The following is a 21,653-nucleotide window of genomic DNA, read 5'->3' on the forward strand; positions in this document are numbered from 1 at the left end:
CCCCCCTCCATTCCCCCAATGATCGGCCTTCGGGGGTGGGGGAGGAGGGCTATTCCGGACCTTCGGCCACAACCTTCTTGCCGGCCACGTCGGTGGCGCGCGGTCCCGTGCCGGGGCGGCGTGTTGCGGTGTCGTCGGCCCGGAGGTCGGACACCGCGCTCAGCGCGCCGTCCGGGTGGCGGACGTACCAGGCGGAGGTGTAAGCAGCGTTTTCCACAACCAGCACGGTCGGCACCCACGCGGGGAGATTGAGTTGCCGAACCGGTGCAAACCCGTCTCGAGATCGGGCGCGGAATGCACGATGAAGCGCTGCATAGCTGCTTAAATAGTACAAATGGATAGATCACGCGTTCCGGCGCCGGTTCCCGTCGTCCTGGCGACCCTCGCCATGCTCTCGACCGTGCCGCTCAGCGGCCAGCCGGCGGCCGCCTCCACCCACGCCGCGGTGGACTCCCCGTCCGCCGATCAGGACCGGGAGAGTGTGCTGGTCACCGGGGAGGGCGAGGTGTTCGGTGAGCCGGACACGCTCGCCGCCGAGTTCGCTGTGCAGACAGTGGCGGCCAAAGTCGACGAAGCCCTGAGCCGCGCCGACGCGGCGGCCACCCGGATGCGGGACGCGCTCGTCCGTGCCGGGACCGCCAAGTCCGATCTTCAGACGTCGAACGTCAACATCAGTTCGAACCTGGACGACGATCAGAAGATCACCGGGTACACCGTGAACCAGGGGCTCACCGCGAAGATCCGGAATCTGCCGCGGGCCGGGGCGACCATGTCCGCGGCGATCGCGGCGGCCGGTGACGCGGGGCGGCTGAACGGCGTCTCCTTCACGATCGAGAACGACGCCGCACTGCTCACCGAAGCGCGTAAGAAGGCGTTCGCCGACGCCCGTGGAAAGGCCGAACTGTATGCCCGTGAGGCGGGCAGGTCGCTCGGCCGGGTCGTCAGGGTGACCGAGGGGGCCTCCGGCGGCGGGGAGGAGCCGGTCTGGAAGGATCACCGGGCGCTGATGGCCGCACCGATGCCGATCGAGCCGGGCCGGCAGCGGGTAGCGGTGAGCGTCACTGTGGAATGGGCCCTGGGGTCACCGTCGGCACCGTCCCGTGCCGGCTGATCCCGCTACCGCGGATGCGCTAGGCTCAGGCAGCGATTTCAGTCGATCGTTTCCAGCCGGGATATGGGAGCGCTCCCAGGGGTGTGGGACGAGAAAGGGCGCACCCCATGTTCGACGTCGTCCCGGCCCGCGCGGACAGAGTGGAGGAGACCCCCTCTGAGCAGGCGGACCGAAGTGGACCGCTGAGCGCGCTTCGCACCGCGGCCCCCGCGATCGGCCTGTACGTACTGCTGCGCCTGCTGAGCCTCGAGATCATGTACATGCTGGCGGCCCAGGCCCACGCCCGGGCGCCGGGACGGCAGGTCTACCCGGACGGCTCGATCAACAATCAATGGCGCAGCTTCACCTCGGCCACGGACGCGCTGGTGTCCTGGGACGGCCGGTGGTACACGAAGATCGCCGGCAGCGGGCTGGGCGGCCCGGTCGGCGCGGTCGACGCCGACGGCGTTCCGTACGAACTGCGCCTGGCGTTCTTCCCGCTCTACCCGTGGCTGGCCCGCCCGCTGACCTTCTTACCGCTCGTCTCGCCCGTCACCGCGTGCCTGATCGTCTCCCTCCTCTCGGCCATCGCCGCCGCCTGGGGCCTCTACGCCGTCGGCCGGCGGGTGGGCGGTCACCGCGTCGGCGTCATGCTCGCCGCCGTCTGGGCGGTCGTCCCCACCGCCATGACGCAGAACGGCGCGTTCACCGAGTCGCTGTTCACCGCGCTGGCGGTCTGGGCGCTCTACGCCGTACTCACCGAACGCTGGCTGATCGCCGGCCTGCTCGCCGGGGTCAGCGGCCTCAGCCGGCCCACCGCCGCCGCGCTGATCGGCACCGTGGGCCTGGCCGCCCTGATCGCCGCCGTCTCCCGGCGGGGCGGCTGGCGGCCGTACGTCGCGATGCTGCTCGCCCCGGCGGGCCTGCTCGCCTACCTGGGGTTCGCCTCCGCGCGCCTCGGCGGCTTCACCCGATACACCGACCTGCACCACAACACCTTCGGCGCGCGCTGGGACCACGGCGCGAACACCTGGGGGATGGTCTCGGACATCCTGATCGGGGTCGACGACGACAATGCCGCCAAACCGATCCGTGTCCTGTCGCTGGTGATCCTGGCCGGATTCATCGTGCTCCTCGTGCTGCTGGCGTTCCGCGCGCCGTGGCAGCTCACCGTCTTCGCGGCCGCGATGCTGGTGCTGGCGACCGGCACGAGCACGCACATCTCGATGATCGGACGGCACCTGCTGCCCGCGTTCCCGGTGCTGCTCGTCCCGGCCGCACTGCTGGCCCGCGCCTCGAACCGGGACCTCACGATCGTGCTCGGCGGCCTAGCACTGCTGTCCGGCTGGTACGCGGGCTGGCTGCCGTTCATCTCCGGCCAGGCCATCTGAGCGGTGCTTGACTCGGTGCGGCGGTCGCGGCAACGTTCCCTGGGTGACGATCTCTCGCCGTACCCTTGTCGCTGTGGCAGTTGCGGGGGCCGGCGCCGCCGCCGTGCCGGACAGGTCCGCGTGGGCGGGTGCGCGGGCGGTGGTCCGGGCGCCGATGCTGCGGCCCGGCGACCGGGTCCGGGTGATCGCCCCGGCCGGCGTGCCCGACACGCGCCTCGCCCGCGGGATCCAGATCCTGGAGGGCTTCGGCCTGGTGGTCGAGCCCGGAGCGCATCTGCACGACCGGTACGGCTACCTGGCCGGCACCGATGAGGCCCGGCTGGCCGACCTCAACGCGGCGTTCCGCGACCCCGGCGTGCGCGGAGTCTTCGCCGCTCGCGGCGGCTACGGTGTCCAGCGCATCATCGACAGGCTCGATCTGGCCGCGGTTCGCCGCGACCCCCGGGTCTTCGTCGGCTTCAGCGACCTGACCGTGCTCAGTGGTCGGCTCTGGACCGGCGCGGGGCTGGTCAGCTTCTACGGTCCGATGGTGAACTGGACCGATTCGCGTACCGGCCCGGCCGAGATCGAGTCGCTCCGCAGGGCGGTCATGACGACTGATCCGATCGTGCTGACCAGGGACCCGGCCGAGCCCAGCGCGGCGGTCTCGGTGCCCGGCGTCGCGACCGGCACCCTGCTCGGCGGCAACCTGACGATGCTGCAGGCGAGCCTGGGCACCCGGGATCTGCCCGACCTGCGTGGCGCGATCCTGTTGTTCGAGGACACCGACGAGTCGCCGTACAGCTACGACCGCATGCTGACGCACCTGATCCGTTCGGGCGCGCTGGATCGGATCGCCGGGGTGGCGATCGGCCAGTTCACCAACGCCCCGACCACCGACGGTCAGTGGACCGTGGCTCAAGCGGTGGCGGATCGCCTGGGCGGCCTGGGCGTCCCGGTCCTGGGCGGTCTGCGCGTGGGCCACGGCAACGGCCAGCTGACCGTTCCGCTCGGTGCCCGCGCCACCATCGACACCGCCGCCGCGACGCTGACCGTGGAGGCTGGTGTCCTACCCGGACGGCTCGGCTGACGAGCGTTCGACGGTGATCCACGAGGACGTCTCGGCGGAGCGGGACACGGCGTCCAGGACCAGCTGGACCTGGAGGGCGTCGGCGAAGGACGGTGCGGGGTCCGAGCCGGCGGCGATCGCCTGGACCAGGTCGTACGCCTGGTGGGTGAAGGTGTGTTCGTAGCCGATCAGATGGCCGGGCGGCCACCACGCCGACATGTACGGATGCGTCGGCTCGGTCACCAGGACCCGGGTGAAGCCCTGCTCGTCGGCGGGCGCCTCGGTGGAGTGGAACGACAGCTCGTTCATCCGCTCGAAGTCGAACACCAGCGCCCCGAGCGAACCGTTGATCTCCACCCGCAGGCCGTTCTTGCGGCCGGTCGCGAACCGGGTCGCCTCGTAACTCGCCACCACGCCGTCGCCCAGCCGGGCCAGGAAGAGCACCGCGTCGTCCACGGTGACCTCACCCGTCCCGGGCGGGGACGAGGGCAGCGGCCGGGACTTGACGAAGGTCTCCGTCAGCGCGCAGACAGCGGAGATCGAAAGGTCGGTCACGAACTGGGTCAGATCGATGATGTGAGCGCCGAGGTCCCCCAGCGCCCCGGAGCCCGCCACCTCCCGGCGCAAGCGCCAGACCAGCGGATACGACGGATCGACGAGCCAATCCTGCAGGTACGACGCGCGGACGTGCCGGATCGTCCCGAGCCGGCCCTCGGTGACCATCCGCCGCATCAGCGCGACGGCGGGGACGCGGCGGTAGTTGAAGCCGCACATCGCCCGTACCCCCGAATCGTGGGCGGCGGAGGCGGCCGCGACCATCTCGCGGGCCTCGGCCACCGAGTTGGCCAGGGGTTTCTCGCAGAGTACGTGCTTGCCCGCGGCCAGTGCGGCGATCGCGATCTCGGCGTGCGCGTCACCCGGCGCGCAGATGTCGATCAGGTCGACGTCGCCGCGGGTGAGCAGCGTGCGCCAGTCGTCGGTGTGCCCGGCCCAGCCGAGCCGGTCGGCCGCGGCGGCCACCGCCGCCGCGGACCGGCCGGCCACCACCTGCATCCGGACCGGCACCGGCAGGTCGTAGACGTGGTTGACGGTGCGCCAGGCCTGGGAGTGCGCGGCGCCCATGAACGCGTAGCCGACCATGCCGACCCGCAGCGGTTGCGACACGAGGACCCCTAGAAGCCGAGCTTCGCGTACTTCGAAGCGTTGTCCTTGGTGATCGTTTCGGAGGCGAGCGTGATCTCCTTCGGCACCTGCAGCTCCACCAGGTCGGACATGCCTTTGCCCTGGCCGATCAGGCGGGCCAGGCTGATCGCCGAGGAGGCCATCGACGGGCTGTAGGTGACGGTCGCCTTGAGCACCGAGTCGTCCTTGGTGATGGCCTCGATCGCGGTCTTCGAGCCGGCCCCGCCGACCATGAAGAACTCGCCGCGGTTCGCCTGCTTGACCGCGGCCAGCACGCCGATGCCCTGGTCGTCGTCGTGGTTCCAGAGCGCGTCCATCTTGGGCAGCGCCTGCAGCAGCGCGGTCGCGGCGGCCTGGCCGGAGTCGGCGGTGAACTCGGCCGGCCGTCGGTTGGCGACCTTGAAACCGTAGACGGCCAGCGCCGCGTTCAACCCGGCGGTGCGCTCCTGGGTCAACTCGAGGGAGTCGATGCCGGGGATCTCACCGATGATCGGATTGCTGACGCCCTTGGCCTTGAGCTGCTCGCCGATGTACTGGCCGGCGGCCAGGCCCATGCCGTAGTTGTCGCCCTTGATCTGCAGGCGGTACGCGGCCGCGGACGGGAACGCGCGGTCCAGGTTGACGACCGGGATCCCGGCCCGCATCGCCTCCAGGCCGGTCGCGTTCAGCTCCTTGCCGTCGTGCGGGAGCATGACGATCACATTCGGCTTCTGGGCGATCAGGGTGGCGAGGGCCGCGCGCTGGGCAGCGGCGTCCGCTCCGGCCTCGACCGTGCGCAGTTCCACGTCGGAGTACTGCGCGGCCTGTGCCTTCGCGTTGTTGGTGATCGCGGCGATCCAGCCGTGGTCCGCGGCCGGGGCGGAGAAGCCGATGACCACTTTCGGTCCGGTCGCGGCGTTCGCGTTGCCGCTCGTGTCGGTCTTCACCTGTGCGGTGTCGGCCGGATCGTTACTGGTGCAGGCGGTGAGCGCGACGCCGGCACCGATGGTCGCGCCGCCGAGCAGGGCGTGTCTACGAGATATCCGGATCATTTCTCCTCCTGAGGAGGTTGGTGAGGGAGCGGTAGCGGAACTGTTGCAGCAGCACGGCGGCGACGATGATGCCGCCCTTGACCATGTTCTGGACCTCGGTGGCAAGGTTGTTGATCGCGAACAGGTTGGTGATGGTGGAGAAGACCAGCACCCCGAAGAGGGCGCCGACGATGGTGCCGCGACCGCCGCTGAGCAGCGTGCCGCCGATGATCGCCGCGGCGATGGCGTCGAGCTCGTAGAGGTTGGCCATCGCCGCCTGGGCGCTGGTGGCCTGCGAGGTCAGCATGATCGCGGCGATGCCGCAGCACAGCCCGGAGAGCACGAAGAGCAGCATGGTGTGCCGCTTGACGTCGATCCCGGCCAGCCGGGCCGCCTCCGGGTTGCCGCCGACCGCGACCGTGCGGCGGCCGAACGTGGTCCGGTTCAGCAGCACCCAGCCGGCCACGACCACCGCGGCGAGGATCCAGACCAGCACCGGGATGCCGATCAGCCGGCTGCTGGCGATGCTGTTGATGGTGTCGTTCGTGGAGACCTGCGTCTGCTTGCCGGAGATCTGCGCGGCGAGGCCGCGGGCGGAGACGAGCATCGCGAGGGTCGCGATGAAGGAGACCAATTTGCCGTACGCGATGAGCACCCCGTTGACCAGCCCGACGGCGAGCCCCACCACCAGTGCGGTGAAGATCATCCCGGCGGCGCCGTAAGCCTGCGTGGCGAGGGTGGTGGACCAGACCCCGGCGAGCGCGATGATCGCCCCGACCGACAGGTCGATCCCACCCCCGATGATCACAAAGGTCATGCCGACGGTGACCACACCGATCGCGGACGCCTGCTGCAGGATCGTGAGAATGTTGTTCCGCACCCAGGCCGGGTCGGAGTACAGCTCGGGCCGGGTGACGATGCCGATGACCACCAGGGCGGCCAGCACCCCGACCAGGCCCAGATTGCGCAGCACCTGATCGTTGTCGGTCCTTCTCGGGAGCGCCGTCCGCGCGGTCATGCGGCCTCGCCCTCCATCAGCGACCCCGCCATCACGAGGTCGAGCACGGTGTCCTCGTCCAGATCGCCGGCCGGCGCCTCCCGGATCAGCCGGCCCTCCCGCATGACCAGCACCCGGTCGGCGAGCCCGAGCACCTCCGGCACCTCGCTGGAGACCAGCAGGACCCCGACACCGTCCGCGGCGAGATCGTGGACCACCTGGTAGAGCTCGGCACGGGCTCCCACGTCGACGCCGCGGGTGGGCTCGTCGAGCAGCAGCAGACGGGTGTGGCCGAGCAGCCAGCGGCCGACCACGACCTTCTGCTGATTGCCGCCGGAGAGGGTGCGGACCGGGCGGTCCACGTCCCGCGGGCGCAGGTCCAGGTCGTCGGCGGTGCGCCGGGCGGCGGCCTGTTCGTCGCGGGCGGCGGTGAAACCGGCGCGGGCGAAAGCGGCGAACGAGGCCAGGGTCATGTTCTTGAAGACCGGCTCGTCCAGCAGGAGCGCCTGGCTCTTGCGTTCCTCGGGAGCCATGCCCATGCCGTGCCGGACGGCCGTGCCGACGCCGGTGATCCGGTGGCCGTCCAGGGTGACCGTGCCGGTGTCCGGCCGCCTCGCGCCGAAGATCGTTTCGAGGAGTTCGGAGCGGCCGGAGCCGACCAGGCCGGCGATCCCGACGATCTCGCCCGGGTGGACGGTCAGGCTGACGTCGGCGAACTCGCCGGCGCGGCTGAGCCGGTCGACGGTGAGCAGCGGCTCGGTCCGGGTGTCGGTGGAGACGCGCGGCGGAAAGACGTACTCGAAAGCCCGTCCGGTCATCTTGCCCACCAACTCCCTGGTGGGAGTGCGGGCCGAGAGGCCCGCGGCCGTGGTGCGGCCGTCCTTGAGGACGGTGACGCGGTCGCCGATCTCGCGGATCTCGGCGAGGCGGTGCGAGATGTAGACGACGGCGATGCCGTTCGCGGTCAGCTCCCGGATGATCCGGAACAGGTTCTCGACCTCGTCGTGGGCGAGGACGGCGCTCGGCTCGTCCATCACGATCAGTTTCGCGTCGTGGGAGAGGGCGCGGGCCATGCTGACGATCTGCTTCCCGGCCGCGGGGAGGTCCTTGATCAGGCGGCCTGGCGGGATCTCGGGATGACCCAGGCTCTCGAGAATCCGCCGGGTGGCGGCGGCGGTCGCGCGGCGGCGGGTGAAACCGAAGCGGCTCGGTTCGTGGCCGAGGAACACGTTCTCGGCGACGCTCAGGTGGTCGACCAGGTCGAGTTCCTGATAGATGGTGGCGATCCCGGCGCGCATCGCGGCCTGCGGGGTGGCCGGGGCGAACGGCTCGCCTCGCCAGAGCAGCTCGCCGGAGTCGGCGTGGTGGACCCCAGCGAGGATCTTGATCAGGGTGGATTTGCCGGCGCCGTTCTGGCCGAGGAGGCAGTGCACCTCGCCTTCGGCGACCTCCAGATGTACGCCGTCGAGAGCCCGTACTCCAGGAAAGGTTTTCACCACATCCGTGAGTCGCAGGACCGTCGCAAGCTTGCTCATGTCGCCACCTCCGCTGCGCTCCGGCGTCGACATGAGCTGATCACTGAGCCAACTGATTCGCTCGCAAGCTCGCTCATGGGATCTGCTCGAACGCCGCGTCGCTGGCCAGGACGGCGGCGCCGGTGACGCCGGCCCGGCCGCTCAGTTCGGAGAGGACGACCGGGAGGTTGCCGGTCGCCAGCGGCAGCGAGCGGCGGTAGACCACACTGCGGATCTCGGCCAGCAGTACGTGACCGAGCTGCGCCAACCCGCCCCCGATGACGATCATCGACGGGTTGGCGAAGCTCACCAGCGAGGCCAGGACCTCGCCGAGGCGGCGGCCACCGTCGCGGATCAGCTTGATGCAGACCACGTCCCCCTCGGCCGCGCCGTCCGCGACGTCCTTGGCGGTCAGCTCACCGGAGCGGGTCAGACGCTCCGCGAGGGCGGGGGAGGCGCCGGAGCGGGCCACGACCAGGGCGTCCCGGACCAGCGCGGCCCCGCTGAAGACCGCCTCGAGGCAGCCGGTGTTGCCGCACGAGCAGGTCGGCCCGCCCGCGTCGACCTGGATGTGCCCGATGTCGCCGGCGCACCCGTCCACACCGCGGTAGACGTCGCCGCTCAGATGGATGCCGCACCCGATCCCGGTGCCGATCTTCACGAACAGGAAGTCGTCGACCGACCGCGCCACCCCACCGTGCCGTTCACCGACCGCCATGATGTTGACGTCGTTGTCCACCACGACCGGGCAGCCGTGCTCACGGGCCAGCAACTCCCGTACCGGATAGCGGTCCCAGCCGGGCATTATCGGCGGCGACACGGGCACCCCGTCGCGGAAACTGACCGGCCCCGGCACGCCGATCCCGACCGCGTCGAGCCGGCCGTAGACACCTTCGACGCGAGCCTTCGCGAGCAGTTCGCCGACGCGGTGCAGGATCGCTTTCGGCCCCTTGCGGATGTCCGCGCTCTCCCGGTACGCCACCAGGGGCTCGAGGCGCCCGTTGACCACCTCGACGTCGATCGACCCCGCACCCAGGTCGACGGCCGCGAACCGCAGCCGCGGGTGGATCTCGACCAGCGTGGAGCGGCGCCCGCCCCGGGAGGCGGCCATCCCCGCCTCGGCGACGAACCCGGCCTTGATCAGGCGCTCTATCTCGCCGGTCAGCCTGGGGCGGGTGAGCCCGAGCCGGTCGCCGAGCTCCGCCCGGGAGACCGGGCCGTCGTCTCGGAGGGCGCGAAGGATCGATAGCACGACGGACACCTCACTCTTTCCCGTGTGTTCGTCGTCACGTTAGGGTCCTTCCGCTGCCTCCGTCCATGCCTTCGCGCCGAGTCGGCCGAACTTTTGTCGCCCAATGCGAAAGTGGGCGACAGCCGAGGGATGGGCGTAAGCACTGACGGGGTGCCGGGTGCTTCTCGGCCGACCACAATGGCGGCATGGAATATCGATATCTTGGCGCCAGTGGACTACTCGTCAGCGAGCTGTGCCTGGGCTCGATGACGTTCGGCGGCGAGGCCGACGAGGCGGTGTCCCGGCTGCTTCTCGACCGCTATGTGGAGGCCGGCGGCAACTTCATCGACACCGCTGACGTGTACGTCGACGGCGTCTCCGAGGAGATCATCGGCCGCTGGCTGGCCGGCCGGGACCGCGACGAACTGGTCATCGCCACGAAGTTCTTCTGGCCGACCGGCGGCGGCCCGAACGACCACGGCGCCGGGCGCAAGCACATCGTCAGCGCCCTGCACGCCAGTCTGCGGCGGCTCGGCACCGACTACATCGACCTCTACCAGGTGCACGCGTTCGACGAGTCCACCCCGCTGGAAGAGACCTTGTCGACGCTCGACGGGCTGGTTCGCGCCGGAACGGTCCGGCACCTCGGGGTGAGCAACTACGCGAGCTGGCAGCTGCAGAAGTCGGTCGATGTCGCGCGTCACCGCGGCTGGGAGCCGTTCGTGGCGCTGCAGCCGTTGTACAACCTGATCGACCGGGAGGTCGAGCACGAGCTGGTGCCGGTCTGCCGCAACGAGGGCGTGGGCATGATCCCGTGGGCGCCGCTGAGAGGCGGCTGGCTCACCGGGAAGTACCGGCGCGGCATGACCTCGGCGCCGCCGGACACCCGGTGGGAGGCGGACAAGCAGCCCTGGCTCGGTGACTGGCGGAAGAGCGTCGACGAGCGCACGTGGGCGGTCACCGACGCGCTGCTCGCCGTCGCTGACGAGGTGGAGCGCAGCCCGGCCCAGGTGGCGCTGCGATGGTTGCTGCAGCGGCCGGGTGTCACCGCACCGATCATCGGAGCCCGTACGGTGACTCAGCTCGAGGACAACCTGGGGGCGTCGGGCTGGTCCCTCATCGACAAGCACCTGGAGAGTCTCACTGTCGCCGGGGACCGACCGTTGCCGTACCCGCACGGCTACCTGACCAACTCGCCACGCCGGCGCCCGTAGGGCTGTTCAGGCGGCTTCGGTCGATACCTCGGCGGCGACGCGGAGCCGGTCCAGCGTCTCGACCATCGTGCGGCGGTTGTGTGCGTCACGGTCGGTGATGCCCAACGTCGCGATCCCGAAGAGCTTGAGTGCCAGCCCCCGGCGGTCGGTGTACGTCTCGGTCACCTCGCAGCCGTCGTCGACCGAGCGGAACGTGTACGTCCAGCGGGCCACGGCGAGGAAACCCGCACCGACCACGTCGAAGCTGAACTCGCGGCCCCGATCGGCGGTCAGGACCGTGCACTCGGTGCGCCATCGCCGTCCCCGGTAGGCGTTGGTACCGGTGAAGCGGGCGCCCTCACGGGGACCGGGCGGCTCGGTGAGCCAGCGGCAACGGGTGGTCTCGGGGCTCCACTGACCCATGCGGGTCACGTCGGCGACAAGGTCCCACACGACCTCGGGCGTGGCGGCGATGCGGGTGGTGACGGTCACGGGCATGCCGCCATCGTGCCTCAAGCGACTTCACGGGATACCCGCGGCATCGCCTGGTGTGAGATCCTCCCGCCGGGTCCTCGACCATCAGGGCACCGTCACCCTTTCCACCCGCCGCCGGAGCGAACTTCACGAGCACTTCACCACGCCACCTCCGGTTCCCCGGACGTTGAACCGCAAGCCGGTCGACCACGTCGCCGGCGCGCGGGCCTGGGGACAGCTCGACACCCTCCTCTCCGCACTTCGTCCGCAAGAGCGCCTATGAGAGTGTGTTCTGTGCGATCTGCGGCAAGAACACGGCGAGACCGTCGCCGTTGACGCCGTGGGCGGTACTCCACCAGCAGGCGGGATACGCGCAGTCGACGTGGTGGCGGGAGGGCAGCTCACGCTGGTCGGCCGGGATGTAGCCGTGTGCGTATCCGCGATGGTCAGGCGTCTCCAGAATGCCGCAGGCACCAAGAATCTCGACCAGCGTCCCACGTTCGTCTTTGTTGCCCGGCACCATGCGCAGTGCGGGAAGGACAGAGGTGGAGGTGGCCTTGCGCCCGTTGTCTCGCAGTACCTCAAGAACCTGTCTGCCGAGTTCGAGGTCGGCATCGGTGGGCGCCCGTCTGGGCGCACGGGTGAACTGCTCCAGGTCGAACGCGAGATATCCGACGTCGTAGCGGCGTACGCCACCCCACTTGAACCGCTCGAAGCTCAGGACGTTCACATCCACCGTCTGTTCGCCCGGATACAGCTCGCAGATCCGGCACGTGCCGTGGCCCGGTCTCTCCTCGAACGGGTGGGCGGGTAACCGGCTGGCCACCGCGTAGGAGCCGAGGGCCGAGCGAAGGTCGAGCCTTCGGCTGGTCAGGCTCGCGAGAAAGGCCTGACCAACCTCCTCGACAGACACCGCGGCGGCGGCATTGCGAGCGCGTTCCACCAAACGGTCGTGGTCCGTGGTCCATGGCTCTGGAAACATCAAGCCGGCTGTGATGGCGCGCCGCACCGCCACGGTTTGCGGCAGGCGACTCGGGGTCCGCCAGCCTCGCGGCCCCCAGTAGGTCTCCATCAGGCCGCGCAACGATTCCGGCGATGGATCGTACGGTTCGACCAGCACGCTGGGCTGGTCGGCAGTGCTACCGGTCGGGTCCGACGACATGACCGCATCTTGGCACGCACGACCCTCAGGAGACGTATGCGTCGTCCTCCGGAAGCTGTGGGTGCGTCACCCGGGTATGGCCGTCATCGCCCGGGACCGTGGGCTCGGCCGAAATGCCGTTCGCATCCGCACCGCTGTAGACGTGCAAGCCGATGCCGGCGAACTCGATCCACAGCCCCTGCGTGGACCAGCCGGCAACCGCGTCCATCGGCAACTCGCCGCTGAGGTCCGTCTCGCCGTCGAAGTACGGGCTCTCGGTCACCGCCCATCCGGTCAGGGTGCGGCCGGCAACCGCGGCGAGCGGGTGGGGCTGCGACGAGCACCACTCGTACGGCGTGCTGAGCACTGTGGGGGGTGTCCCCAGGTCGACGGTGTTCCAGGTGATCGACAAGTCGTTCCACTTCTGCCAGGCGAGTTCCAGCTGAACACCGCCCTCGAACACCAGCACCACCGGGAATTCCGGGCGCCACACGTTCCTTGCCGGATCCCACCCGGTCCAGCCGGCCTGCAGCCGCCGACCGACGAGCGCGAGCAGGTCGGACCGCTGACTCCGCAATTGCGTCGGCGGGTCTGCGAAGCTGGATCGCCAGCCGGACATGGCCTCGTCCCACGGCTTCGTCCCGGCAGTGCGCTCCACAACGCGGATCATACGGACCTCATCGATGCCCTATTCGCTCCTCGCATCGGCGATGACCGAGGAGGTCCTTGCACGCCGCCGAGAACGCCAGCATCGGCTACGAATCTGGGTACACCCGTGCGCTCAAGACGAACCAGGATCTCCGGCACTCGGCGGCAGGAAGCGGCCTGGTGACGGAGCACCTCCGTGATTCCGCCGGGGCAGCGGAACGGGCCAAGGGATTGAGGCCGACGGAAGTTGAGCGGCTTGGGGATGACCTCGATGTCCGTCGCTGATCTGATCAGGCCGGGACGGACGCGGGCACTATGGGCCCTGCTTCGGTGCCGGCCAGCACCCACCGGCCGCGGCCGAGTTGCTTGGCCTGGTACATCGCCGCGTCCGCGGACCGCAGTACCGTCCCGCCACGATCCCCGTCGGGGCCGCCCGCAGTCGCGGCGATGCCGATGCTCGCACCGACCGTCAGGTGGTGGCCGCGGAATTCCACAGGCAGCGCGACGTCGGCGAGGATCCGCTCGGCCAGCCAGACCGCGTCCGCTTCCCCGACTCCCGGGCACAGCAGCACGAACTCGTCGCCGCCGAGGCGGGCCACCAGATCACCGGCCCGCACCACGGCGGAAAGTCGCTGGGCTACCGCCACCAGCACCGAATCGCCGGCTTCGTGGCCGTACCTGTCGTTGACCTCCTTGAAACCGTCGAGGTCGAGGTAGAGCACGGCGACCGGGACATCCGTGCTGGGCCGCAGGTGGGCGAGCCGTTCACCCAGCACCGCCCGGTTGGACAATCCGGTGAGCGGGTCGTGCTGCGCCTGATAAGTCAGCCGGGCTTGGGTGCGGTCCTGCTCGCGGACCGCGGTCGTGAAGCGGGTCAGCACGAACATCGTGCACAGCGCAGCAGCACCCAACGCCACGAGCGTTCTGGCGTTGAATCCCGCGTGCGCCAGGGTCAGCGTCGGCGTGGTCATCAACGCCAGGCCAAGGAACAGCACCCGGGCCGGGTGCAGCTTGGGAACCTGATGGCCGGCCCGAGTCAGCTCGGCCCGCCCGGGGTGCAGCAGGGCCGCGCTGATCAGCGCATTGCCGAACATGACAAGCGTGCCCAGCCGCGCCGCGGCGTCGTAGCCGATCCATTTCGGCAACAGGCCCTGGTCGGTCAGCAGCGGCAGGATGTTGATGGCCAGGTCGTTGCCCAGGTACAGAGCGGTCGCCGCGAACAACAGCCGGGTGGGGGTGCCCCGGGTGCCCGGGGACAGCGCGACGACCAGCACCCCGGCCAGCAGAACCACGTCAGCGACCGGATACAGCGCCGGCACCACCGTCTCGATCACCGAGTAGCCCTGGCCCAGGAACGGAGAGATCAGGAACTCCCAGCCGAGCAGGGCGGCGGCCACGGTGAGGGTTCCCGCGTCGAGCACCGCCCCACGCAACCGGCCCGGGGCGCGCCGAACGGCCATCTGCAGCAGGGCGAGGGCCATCAGTGGGTACCCGCCGAGCCAGCACACGTCGGCCAGACCCACCGAGGGCACTTCGCCGACCAGGTATGTGTAAAGGATCTCGATCGTGTCGCCGAGGAACCACAGCGTCTGCGCCAGGGCGATCAGCAACCATGGGCGGCGATCGGCGGGCCGGGCCAAGCGCAGCGCCGCCCACCAGGCCAGGCCGCACAGGGCCAGATAGACCACGGCGTACGCGATGTCACCGGTACCGGTGCCGTACCCGGCAAACAGCATGGCGACCACGCCCGCTGTCGCCAGTAGGAAGGTCCGTACGCCGCGAGTACCCATGGGCGCACCATCGGCCGCTGCTGCCCGCAGTTGAGTAAACACCGCATGCCAGGGCGATCGCCGCGGTTCGCACGCAAGATCAACGTGGGCCGGACGTTACACCATGCGAACCACCCCACCACCGTCACCGGCGACCCGCTACCAGGGCGTTTGACCAGTTCGCGCTATCCCAGATCGCCGACAAGGAGCGACGAGTGACGAGGACTTCAAGGTTGACGGCCGGTCACTCGGGCGGTCAACTCGCGAACAAAGCGCCCGTCTTCCGGGCTGATCTCCCACGTACGCCTCGCCGGTCAGGTTGTCGGGGCGCTGTCGAGTACCTGCCGGATCTTCTGCAGCAGGTCGGACTCGGAGAACGGCTTCTCGACAAGGGTGACGCCCGGGTCCAGCGTGCCCTGGGAGGCGAGGACCGGCTGGGCATAGCCCGACATGTACAGCACGTGGATACCGGGACGTAGATCCTGCATGGTGGTGGCGAGTTCCTTGCCGAGCATATGGGGCATGATCACATCGGTGAGCAGCACGTCTATTCGTTTGTCCGTACTATCGGCGAGTCTGATCGCTTCGGGGCCGTCGGCAGCGGTGAGCACTTCGTAGCCGTTGCGGTCCAGGATGCGGCGGGTGACCTCGCGCAACGCCTCCTCGTCCTCGACGACCAGGACGCGCTCGCCGCCATGTCGCATGTAGCCGGGGGCAGCGGGCTGCTCGGCCGGGCCGGCAGTCTGGTCGGTGGCCGGCAACAGCGCGGTGAACTCGGTGCCGGTGCCGAGGCTGGAGCGGATTTCGGCGTGGCCGCCCGCCTGAGCGATGATGCCGTAGACGGTGGCCAGTCCGAGCCCGGATCCCTCGCCCTTGGGCTTGGTCGTGAAGAACGGTTCGAAGACTCGCTCGGCGACCTCGACGGGCATGCCGGTGCCAGTGTCGGCGACCTGAAGCTTCGTGTAGCGGCCCGCCTTCAGGCCCGGCCGGGCGTTCTGCTCCGTCACAGCCTCGTTGGTGGTGCTGATGCGCAGCACCCCGCCGTCCGGCATCGCGTCGCGGGCGTTGACGGCGAGGTTGACCAGAACCTGCTCGATCTGCCCAGGGTCAACGAGGACATGCCACTGGTCGTCGCCCAGAACAGTGGTCAACTGGATATGCTCGCCCAGCGTCCGGCACAGCAACTGTTCGACCTCCGTGACCACGTCGTTGAGATTGAGGACCTGCGGGCGTACGACCTCGCGCCGGCCGAACGCGAGCAGTTGGTGGGTGAGCGCAGTAGCGCGTTTTCCGGCGCGCAGGACCTGGGCGATGTCCTGGGCAGCCGCCTTCCAGCGGGGGTCGCCCTCTTGCGCGGCCTTGACGATCTCCTCCTCGATGAAGGCGGTGTAATTGAGGATCACCGCCATCAGATTGTTGAAATCGTGGGCCACGCCCCCGGCGAGTTGGCCCAGACTCTCCAGGCGCTGGGACTGATGCAGCTGGGCCTCGAGGCGTTCCCGCTCGGCGGCAGCAGTCAGGCGCTCACGCTCGGCCTGCAGTTCCAGGCGATCGGTGACGTCGCGGATCGACGCTGAGACGACCGTCCCGTCCTCGGTCTCCAGTGCGGAGAGGCTGATCTCCGCAGGGAACTCGGTGCCGTCCTTGCGCCTGGCGGCCAGCGGCATGCCGGCGCCCATCGGCCTCGGCCGCGGGTGAGCGAAGTACTGCCGGCGATGGCCAGGATGGGCGGCGCGGACGCTCTCGGGAACGAGGATCTCGATCGGCTGTCCGAGCAGCTCGTCGCGTCCGTATCCGAACAGTCGCTCGGCCTGCGCATTGACCAGGGCGATCGCGCCGTCGGCCGTCACCCCGACGATGGCGTCCGGGGCGGCCTCCAACAAGCCCCGGAACTTCGCCTCGGCCCGTTGCCGTTCGCTGATGTCGCGGGAGACCGAGGAGACACCGACAATGTTGCCGGCCGTGTCGGCGATCGGCGACATGCTCAGCAGAACGGTGATGACGCTGCCGTCCTTGCGCAGACGTTCGGTCTGATACTGCTCCACCCGCTCGCCGCGCAGGATCTGGTCCAGCAGCGTGCTCTCGACGGGCTCCTGGCCGGACGGGAACAGAAGCGTGACGTCGCGGCCGATGATCTCCTCAGAGGTGTACCCGTACAGCCGCTCGGCGCCCGGATTCCAGCTGGTGATCACACCTTGCGGGGTCTTTCCCATGATCGCGTCGTGGGAGGACTGGACGATCGCGGCCAGCCGGTTGCGGGCCTCGGCGGCGCGGCGGCGTTCGCTGACATCGCGGATGGCCGCCGATACCAACGTGCCGTCCTCGGTGTCGATCGCCGACAGCGAGATCTCCGCGGGGAACTCGCTGCCGTCCCGGCGGCGGGCGGCCAGTTCCATGCCGGCGCCCATCGGCCTGGGCACCGGATCGGACAGATAGCGGGACCGGTGGTGCGGGTGGCGCTCGCGGGCGGCAGCCGGGACCAGGACCTCCATGGGCCGACCGAGAAGTTCTCGCCGGTCGTATCCGAACATGCGCTCTGCTTGCACGTTGATCAAGGCGATCCGCCCGTCCTCGTCCACCCCGACGATCGCGTCGGGTGCAGCCTCCAGCAAACCGCGAAACTTCGCCTCCGCCCCGGCGCGGTCGGTGACGTCGCGTACCACCGCGGCGACGAGACGGCTGTCGCCGGCGCCGATCGCCGACAGCGAGATCTCGGCCGGGAATTCGCTGCCGTCCTTGCGCCGGGCCGCCAGCCGCACACCCGCGCCCATCGGCCTGGGCTGCGGATCGACCAGGTACTGCTCCCGGTAGTGAGGATGCAGGAATCGGGCCTCCTCCGGCACGAGCAACTCCATCGTCTGACCGAGGAGCTCACTGCGGTCGTAGCCGAACAGGCGCTCCGCCTGAGCGTTGACCAGCACGATCCGGCCATCGGTCGACACCCCGACGATGGCATCCGGGGCGGCCTCCAGCAGTCCGCTCGCGCCGTCGTCCGACCATGTCCCCAACTCGGACCATCCCTCCGACCACGGGACCCCAGCCATCCACTTCGACGCAGAGTGGCTCAGTTATCACGCCCAGACCTGGTGCATCTGACCGCGCAAATCATTCATTTCGACAACCCCGCATGTCCAGAACCCATCTGGGTGACCCCGGCCATCGCGCGACGCTGGAGCTCGCCACCGGCGCCGAGAACCGTGCCCGAGCGGCAGCGAAATCACCGCAGGACAGCTCCAAACGCGCACGAATCAGGCGACCGAACCAGTGCGGTTCGCGCAATGCCTCATTTGACCGCGCGTACGCCCAGGTCAAGCACTAAGTGGCCCGGACGTCGCACCATGCGAACCACCCAGCTATCCCCGGCGACCCGCTACCGGGATATTTCGCCAGCTCACGACGTGATCGGAGGCGAAGGGGTGAGCAAGGACAACGTCAGTTGATCATCAGCCGGAATACTAGACGCGGGTGAAACATGGCAATATCCCTCGCCGGACAAGCCGACAAGTAGTTGGCTCCGGCGGAGACCTCGGCCGCCCAACTCAGCCGCCGCTGCCCGCTACAGCCACGTTGAGTCAGCCGACGGCAACGCAATTCAGGCCTGCGCTGTGACAGCCTCCCAGCCCGGCCAGCGAGCACCAGAACCTGAGAAAGTTTCCTGATCTTCCTCTAGCTGGCCCGCATGACCCAACTGCGTCAGATCAATGCTCGACAAGCGGGATTCTGCCCGGGTTCGTTGATCGCCCACCTAGAGTGCTGCCCGCAGATCATTTGGGCAACTCGGCTAGCAGCCTCTTGTTAGTCGGCACCGTTGCAACGTCCCCAGCGACGACCAGCCGGCCGACGCCCTGCATCCCCGTTGCCGCGTCTGTTACGGCACCCACGGCGTAGGCAAGCCGACGCATCCCGTAGTCGGAAGCGAGAGCACCTCTCCATGAACGCCGAGCGATCGACTTCTCGGCCCCTTCAGACGCCCGGTCCGGTCGCCTTCCCTGCGAAAGACGACGACCAGACCGGGGCGAATGAACCACCCGCGAGGACGGACCTCGTGGCGCACACGCAAAGGAGAGCATGCCATGGACACCGATGACCTGTACTCGGTCGAGGTCCCGGAAACGGCGTTCCGCACGCCGTGCGGCGGCAGCCTGGAGTCCTGCGTCTCGTTCGCGGACATCCCCGGCGAGCCCGGTGCCTACGCCATCCGCGACACCAAGCTCGGCGCGGCCAGCCCGACCCTGCGCTTCAGCGCGGCGGAGATGACCGACTTCGTCACCGCCATCACCGGCCCGGGCGACAACGCCTGATCCGCAAGCCCAGTTCACACCGGGTGGGCCGCCGGAGGGCGGCCCATCGCACCGGGCAACAGATTGAGGAAGCGGGATGACCCTCGGGCACTGGCACGGGTACCTCTGGACCGGATCGAGCAAGGATCGCGGAATCGTCAAGTGCGGCCAGCGCAGCGGCATCGCGAACCATAGAGTGTGGCGAATGGGATGGGACGGAGGTGTCTCTTGAAGGTCTTGTTGACTGGTGGGGCCGGCAACGTCGGGTCGCACACGCTGCCGGAGTTGGTTGCGCGGGGCCACACCGTGCGCTGGTTCGAGCGGTCGACCACGGCCAAGCGGCGCTCGGCTCGCGGCCTGCCGCCGGGCGTCGAGGTCGTCTGGGGTGACATCACCGATGCCGCTGCGGTCCTGCGCGCGACCGCCGGCGTGGATGCGGTGGTCCACCTCGCGGCGCTCATCCCGCCAGCGGCGGACGAGGAGCCGGAACGCGCCCGTGCCATCAATGTCGACGGTACGGCCAACGTCGTGGCGGCATGCCAGGCGCAGCCGACACCACCAAGGTTGCTGTTCTCATCCACATTCGACGTCCATGGCTACACATTGGACAAGCTGCCGCCGCGTCGCGTCGACGATCCGCTGGTCGCGACGGACCCGTATACGGAGCACAAGATCAAGTGTGAGGAACTCGTCCGCGAGTCCGGCCTGACCTGGTGCATCTTCCGCTTCGCCGACGTACCGATCCTTGGTGTGCGCGATCCGCATCCGATCATGTTCGAGATCGGGTTGGACAACCGGATCGAGGCGCTGCACGCCGGCGATGCCGGCCTGGCGATCGCCAACGCGCTGGAGACGCCGGGGGTCTGGGGCCGCGTTCTGTTCGTCGGCGGGGGATCGTCGTGCCAGCTCACGTATCGGGAGTACCTGACCCGGCTGCTGGCGGCGATGGGTGTCGAGCCGTTGCCGGATGAAGCGTTCAGCACCGCGGTCTACGCGACCGACTGGATCGACACCACGGAAAGCGAGGCGTTGCTGCACTATCAGCGCCATGACTTCGCCGACATCGCCGAGGCCATCGCGGCGAGCCTCGGTTGGAAGCGACGTCTGGTGCCACTGGTCGGCCCGCTCGCGCGAGGCGCGATCCTGCGGCTGTCGCCCTACCATCGCCAATCGGGTGCCAAACCATGAACGGGTCACGGACGAACGGCGGCGCGGGGGTACCCGTTCCGGGGCTTGAGTCCGGCCGCTGAGACCGTAACGTCTGACATCGGATCTGTGCTAACCAAGCGCGTGACGGCGTTCGCCGTTGCGCTCGCCCTGCTCTTCCTGGCGCTGACCGGATGCATGCGGATTGTCAACGGCGGCGCCGTGGGCGGCGCAGCCTCGATCGCCGGCGGGTTCGTGGCGGTTCATCGCGGCCGGATCCGTCCTGACGCTGATCATCCTGCGCCGGACGACCTACCGGTGGCTCGTGCTGTGCCGATCGACGTGGTCGGGCGGCTGGCCGGGTGCCGGCGTGAGATCCACCGCCGTCTGACCGCGCGGACGGACGCGTTGTTCGAGTTGGCGGATGCACTGCTGTGCGGCGGCGGGCCGGCGAAGACGCTGGCCGACTCCGGCGGTCCGTCCGGCTCGACCGGCAGTAGACCCGCGAGCGCTTCCGACTCGGATTCATCAATACGGGGACGCGTGATTCGCTCGGTCAGAAGGATCCAGCCCAGATGCCGGACTCGCGCTTGGTCGTGGCGAACGAGAAGACTCACGACGGCTGGGGGACAGTTCCCCGCGTCGAGGCGGGCTGCGAGCCAGCCGACGTCGCCGCGTCGTACGGCAGCGCGAACCTCTCCATCCAGCGAAGTCATGGCGCCCGAGGCTAGCAGCGGCACCGACAGCGACCAATCGAAATAGCGGTCACCTCAGGCCGGGGGGAGTGTGATGGTGAAGGTGGATCCGCCTGTGGGTGCGGGGTGGTAGTGGACGTCGCCGCTGTTGGCGCGGGCTAGTTCGCGGATGATGTAGAGGCCGAGGCCGGTGCCGGGGACTTTGGCGGCGGTGGTTTCGGCGCGGGCGAAGCGGTTGAAGAGTTTGTCGCGGAATTCTGGTGGGACGCCGGGGCCGTGGTCGGTGATGTCGATGGTGATCGGGCCGCTGTCGATGGCGTACGCGTTGATGGTTTCGACGCCGCCGCCGTATTTGCCGGCGTTGCTGATGAGGTTGGTGAGGATCTGGTCGAGGTGGCCGGGCTGGACGGCGGCGGTCAGCCCGGGTGGGCAGGTGACGGTGACCGTGCTGGTGGCGGTGGTGGTGCTGAGTGCGGCCTCGATGTGATCGGCGACGCGGACCGGGCGTGGGGTTGCGGTGAGCCGGCCGGCGTCGATGCGGACGAGGGCGAGTACTTCGTCGACGATGCCGGCGAGACGCCGGGTGGTGCGCTGCACTTTGGTGACGAGCTCTTCGGTTGACGGTGGCATGGGGTCACCGGTGAGGATGAGGTCGAGGTAGCCGAAAATGGTGCCGAGTGGGTTGTTGATCTCGTGGCCGAGCATGCCGATGAGGTCGGTTTTGAGTTGGCCGGCGGCTTCGAGGTCGCGGTTGCGGTCGGCGAGTTCGGCGGTGCGGGCGCGGACCTCGTTTTCGAGGGAGTCGTAGAGCAGGGCGTTGTCGAGGGAGACGGCGAGTTGTCCG

18 protein-coding genes are annotated in these 21,653 nt (G+C 69.2%); 6 read left to right on the forward strand and 12 right to left on the reverse strand.

What is annotated here, in order from left to right; translation table 11 throughout:
* Positions 1 to 49: 49 nt before the first annotated feature.
* Complete coding sequence (locus tag CHC09_RS46270) at positions 50 to 217, reverse strand: hypothetical protein (protein ID WP_179277098.1); 168 nt, start codon at positions 215 to 217, stop codon at positions 50 to 52.
* 117 nt (positions 218 to 334) lie between these two features.
* On the opposite strand from CHC09_RS46270, the gene CHC09_RS14965 reads away from it, so the two are divergent.
* The 3 genes from CHC09_RS14965 (at position 335) to CHC09_RS14975 (ending at position 3,550) form a co-directional block, all read left to right on the forward strand.
* A complete protein-coding gene (locus tag CHC09_RS14965) occupies positions 335 to 1,111 on the forward strand; it encodes an SIMPL domain-containing protein (RefSeq protein WP_089293649.1) in 777 nt (258 codons plus the stop codon).
* Between the two features lie 107 nt (positions 1,112 to 1,218).
* Positions 1,219 to 2,481, forward strand: coding sequence for a glycosyltransferase family 39 protein (locus tag CHC09_RS14970; protein WP_089293650.1), 1,263 nt, complete (start codon positions 1,219 to 1,221; stop codon positions 2,479 to 2,481).
* Positions 2,482 to 2,635: 154 nt separating this feature from the next.
* Complete coding sequence (locus CHC09_RS14975) at positions 2,636 to 3,550, forward strand: S66 peptidase family protein (RefSeq protein ID WP_089293726.1); 915 nt, start codon at positions 2,636 to 2,638, stop codon at positions 3,548 to 3,550.
* Here the strand turns inward: CHC09_RS14975 and CHC09_RS14980 are convergent.
* The 5 genes from CHC09_RS14980 to CHC09_RS15000 form a co-directional block, all read right to left on the reverse strand.
* Positions 3,530 to 4,669 carry a Gfo/Idh/MocA family protein gene (locus tag CHC09_RS14980; protein WP_089293727.1) on the reverse strand — a complete coding sequence of 380 codons (1,140 nt, stop codon included), beginning with the start codon at positions 4,667 to 4,669 and terminating at the stop codon, positions 3,530 to 3,532. The two genes, CHC09_RS14975 and CHC09_RS14980, sit on opposite strands and share 21 nt — an antisense overlap.
* Before the next feature lie 32 nt (positions 4,670 to 4,701).
* Positions 4,702 to 5,742, reverse strand: coding sequence for a substrate-binding domain-containing protein (locus tag CHC09_RS14985; RefSeq protein ID WP_089293651.1), 1,041 nt, complete (start codon positions 5,740 to 5,742; stop codon positions 4,702 to 4,704).
* On the reverse strand, positions 5,723 to 6,739 hold the full coding sequence (locus tag CHC09_RS14990; protein WP_089293652.1) for an ABC transporter permease: 1,017 nt from the start codon (positions 6,737 to 6,739) through the stop codon (positions 5,723 to 5,725). The genes CHC09_RS14985 and CHC09_RS14990 overlap by 20 nt, the downstream gene beginning before the upstream one ends.
* Positions 6,736 to 8,253: a sugar ABC transporter ATP-binding protein gene (locus CHC09_RS14995; RefSeq protein ID WP_179277099.1), complete on the reverse strand. Its 1,518-nt coding sequence runs from the start codon at positions 8,251 to 8,253 to the stop codon at positions 6,736 to 6,738. Before CHC09_RS14995 ends, CHC09_RS14990 begins: the two co-directional genes overlap by 4 nt.
* Before the next feature lie 73 nt (positions 8,254 to 8,326).
* Entirely contained in the window at positions 8,327 to 9,484 is a 1,158-nt protein-coding gene (locus tag CHC09_RS15000) for an ROK family transcriptional regulator (protein WP_425320678.1), read from the reverse strand.
* Between the two features lie 185 nt (positions 9,485 to 9,669).
* Between CHC09_RS15000 and CHC09_RS15005 the strand changes: the two genes are divergently transcribed.
* Positions 9,670 to 10,677, forward strand: a complete 1,008-nt coding sequence (locus CHC09_RS15005) for an aldo/keto reductase (protein WP_089293655.1) — start codon at positions 9,670 to 9,672, stop codon at positions 10,675 to 10,677.
* A gap of 6 nt (positions 10,678 to 10,683) precedes the next feature.
* Here the strand turns inward: CHC09_RS15005 and CHC09_RS15010 are convergent, their stop codons facing one another.
* From CHC09_RS15010 to CHC09_RS15030, 5 genes are all read right to left on the reverse strand, one after another.
* Positions 10,684 to 11,154 carry an SRPBCC family protein gene (locus tag CHC09_RS15010; RefSeq protein WP_089293656.1) on the reverse strand — a complete coding sequence of 157 codons (471 nt, stop codon included), beginning with the start codon at positions 11,152 to 11,154 and terminating at the stop codon, positions 10,684 to 10,686.
* Between the two features lie 253 nt (positions 11,155 to 11,407).
* Positions 11,408 to 12,292, reverse strand: coding sequence for a hypothetical protein (locus CHC09_RS15015; RefSeq protein WP_089293657.1), 885 nt, complete (start codon positions 12,290 to 12,292; stop codon positions 11,408 to 11,410).
* A gap of 25 nt (positions 12,293 to 12,317) precedes the next feature.
* On the reverse strand, positions 12,318 to 12,929 hold the full coding sequence (locus CHC09_RS15020; RefSeq protein WP_143232333.1) for a hypothetical protein: 612 nt from the start codon (positions 12,927 to 12,929) through the stop codon (positions 12,318 to 12,320).
* Between the two features lie 280 nt (positions 12,930 to 13,209).
* The gene (locus CHC09_RS15025) at positions 13,210 to 14,709 is read right to left on the reverse strand and encodes a GGDEF domain-containing protein (protein WP_089293659.1); all 1,500 of its coding nucleotides are present in this window, start codon (positions 14,707 to 14,709) and stop codon (positions 13,210 to 13,212) included.
* A gap of 293 nt (positions 14,710 to 15,002) precedes the next feature.
* Positions 15,003 to 17,696, reverse strand: a complete 2,694-nt coding sequence (locus tag CHC09_RS15030; protein ID WP_239138278.1) for a hybrid sensor histidine kinase/response regulator — start codon at positions 17,694 to 17,696, stop codon at positions 15,003 to 15,005.
* A gap of 1,065 nt (positions 17,697 to 18,761) precedes the next feature.
* Between CHC09_RS15030 and CHC09_RS15035 the strand changes: the two genes are divergently transcribed.
* Positions 18,762 to 18,989, forward strand: a complete 228-nt coding sequence (locus CHC09_RS15035) for a DUF397 domain-containing protein (RefSeq protein WP_089293661.1) — start codon at positions 18,762 to 18,764, stop codon at positions 18,987 to 18,989.
* Between the two features lie 207 nt (positions 18,990 to 19,196).
* A complete protein-coding gene (locus tag CHC09_RS15040; RefSeq protein ID WP_089293662.1) occupies positions 19,197 to 20,156 on the forward strand; it encodes an NAD-dependent epimerase/dehydratase family protein in 960 nt (319 codons plus the stop codon).
* A 728-nt stretch (positions 20,157 to 20,884) separates the two neighbouring features.
* On the opposite strand, the gene CHC09_RS15050 is transcribed toward CHC09_RS15040, so the two are convergent.
* A partial coding sequence (locus tag CHC09_RS15050; RefSeq protein ID WP_143232335.1) for a sensor histidine kinase occupies positions 20,885 to 21,653 on the reverse strand: 769 nt, incomplete at its 5' end.

The sequence above is a fragment of the Actinoplanes regularis genome, assembly GCF_900188005.1.
In the GTDB taxonomy this organism is placed as follows: domain Bacteria; phylum Actinomycetota; class Actinomycetes; order Mycobacteriales; family Micromonosporaceae; genus Actinoplanes; species Actinoplanes regularis.

Bases quoted from the DNA above. Each gene is read 5' to 3' on its own strand.
- CHC09_RS14965 (WP_089293649.1), top strand. From the start codon at position 335: ATGGATAGATCACGCGTTCCGGCGCCGGTTCCCGTCGTCCTGGCGACC.
- CHC09_RS14970 (WP_089293650.1), top strand. From the start codon at position 1,219: ATGTTCGACGTCGTCCCGGCCCGCGCGGACAGAGTGGAGGAGACCCCC.
- CHC09_RS14975 (WP_089293726.1), top strand. From the start codon at position 2,636: ATGCTGCGGCCCGGCGACCGGGTCCGGGTGATCGCCCCGGCCGGCGTG.
- CHC09_RS14980 (WP_089293727.1), bottom strand. From the start codon at position 4,669: ATGGTCGGCTACGCGTTCATGGGCGCCGCGCACTCCCAGGCCTGGCGC.
- CHC09_RS14985 (WP_089293651.1), bottom strand. From the start codon at position 5,742: ATGATCCGGATATCTCGTAGACACGCCCTGCTCGGCGGCGCGACCATC.
- CHC09_RS14990 (WP_089293652.1), bottom strand. From the start codon at position 6,739: ATGACCGCGCGGACGGCGCTCCCGAGAAGGACCGACAACGATCAGGTG.
- CHC09_RS14995 (WP_179277099.1), bottom strand. From the start codon at position 8,253: ATGAGCAAGCTTGCGACGGTCCTGCGACTCACGGATGTGGTGAAAACC.
- CHC09_RS15005 (WP_089293655.1), top strand. From the start codon at position 9,670: ATGGAATATCGATATCTTGGCGCCAGTGGACTACTCGTCAGCGAGCTG.
- CHC09_RS15010 (WP_089293656.1), bottom strand. From the start codon at position 11,154: ATGCCCGTGACCGTCACCACCCGCATCGCCGCCACGCCCGAGGTCGTG.
- CHC09_RS15015 (WP_089293657.1), bottom strand. From the start codon at position 12,292: ATGTCGTCGGACCCGACCGGTAGCACTGCCGACCAGCCCAGCGTGCTG.
- CHC09_RS15025 (WP_089293659.1), bottom strand. From the start codon at position 14,709: ATGGGTACTCGCGGCGTACGGACCTTCCTACTGGCGACAGCGGGCGTG.
- CHC09_RS15035 (WP_089293661.1), top strand. From the start codon at position 18,762: ATGGACACCGATGACCTGTACTCGGTCGAGGTCCCGGAAACGGCGTTC.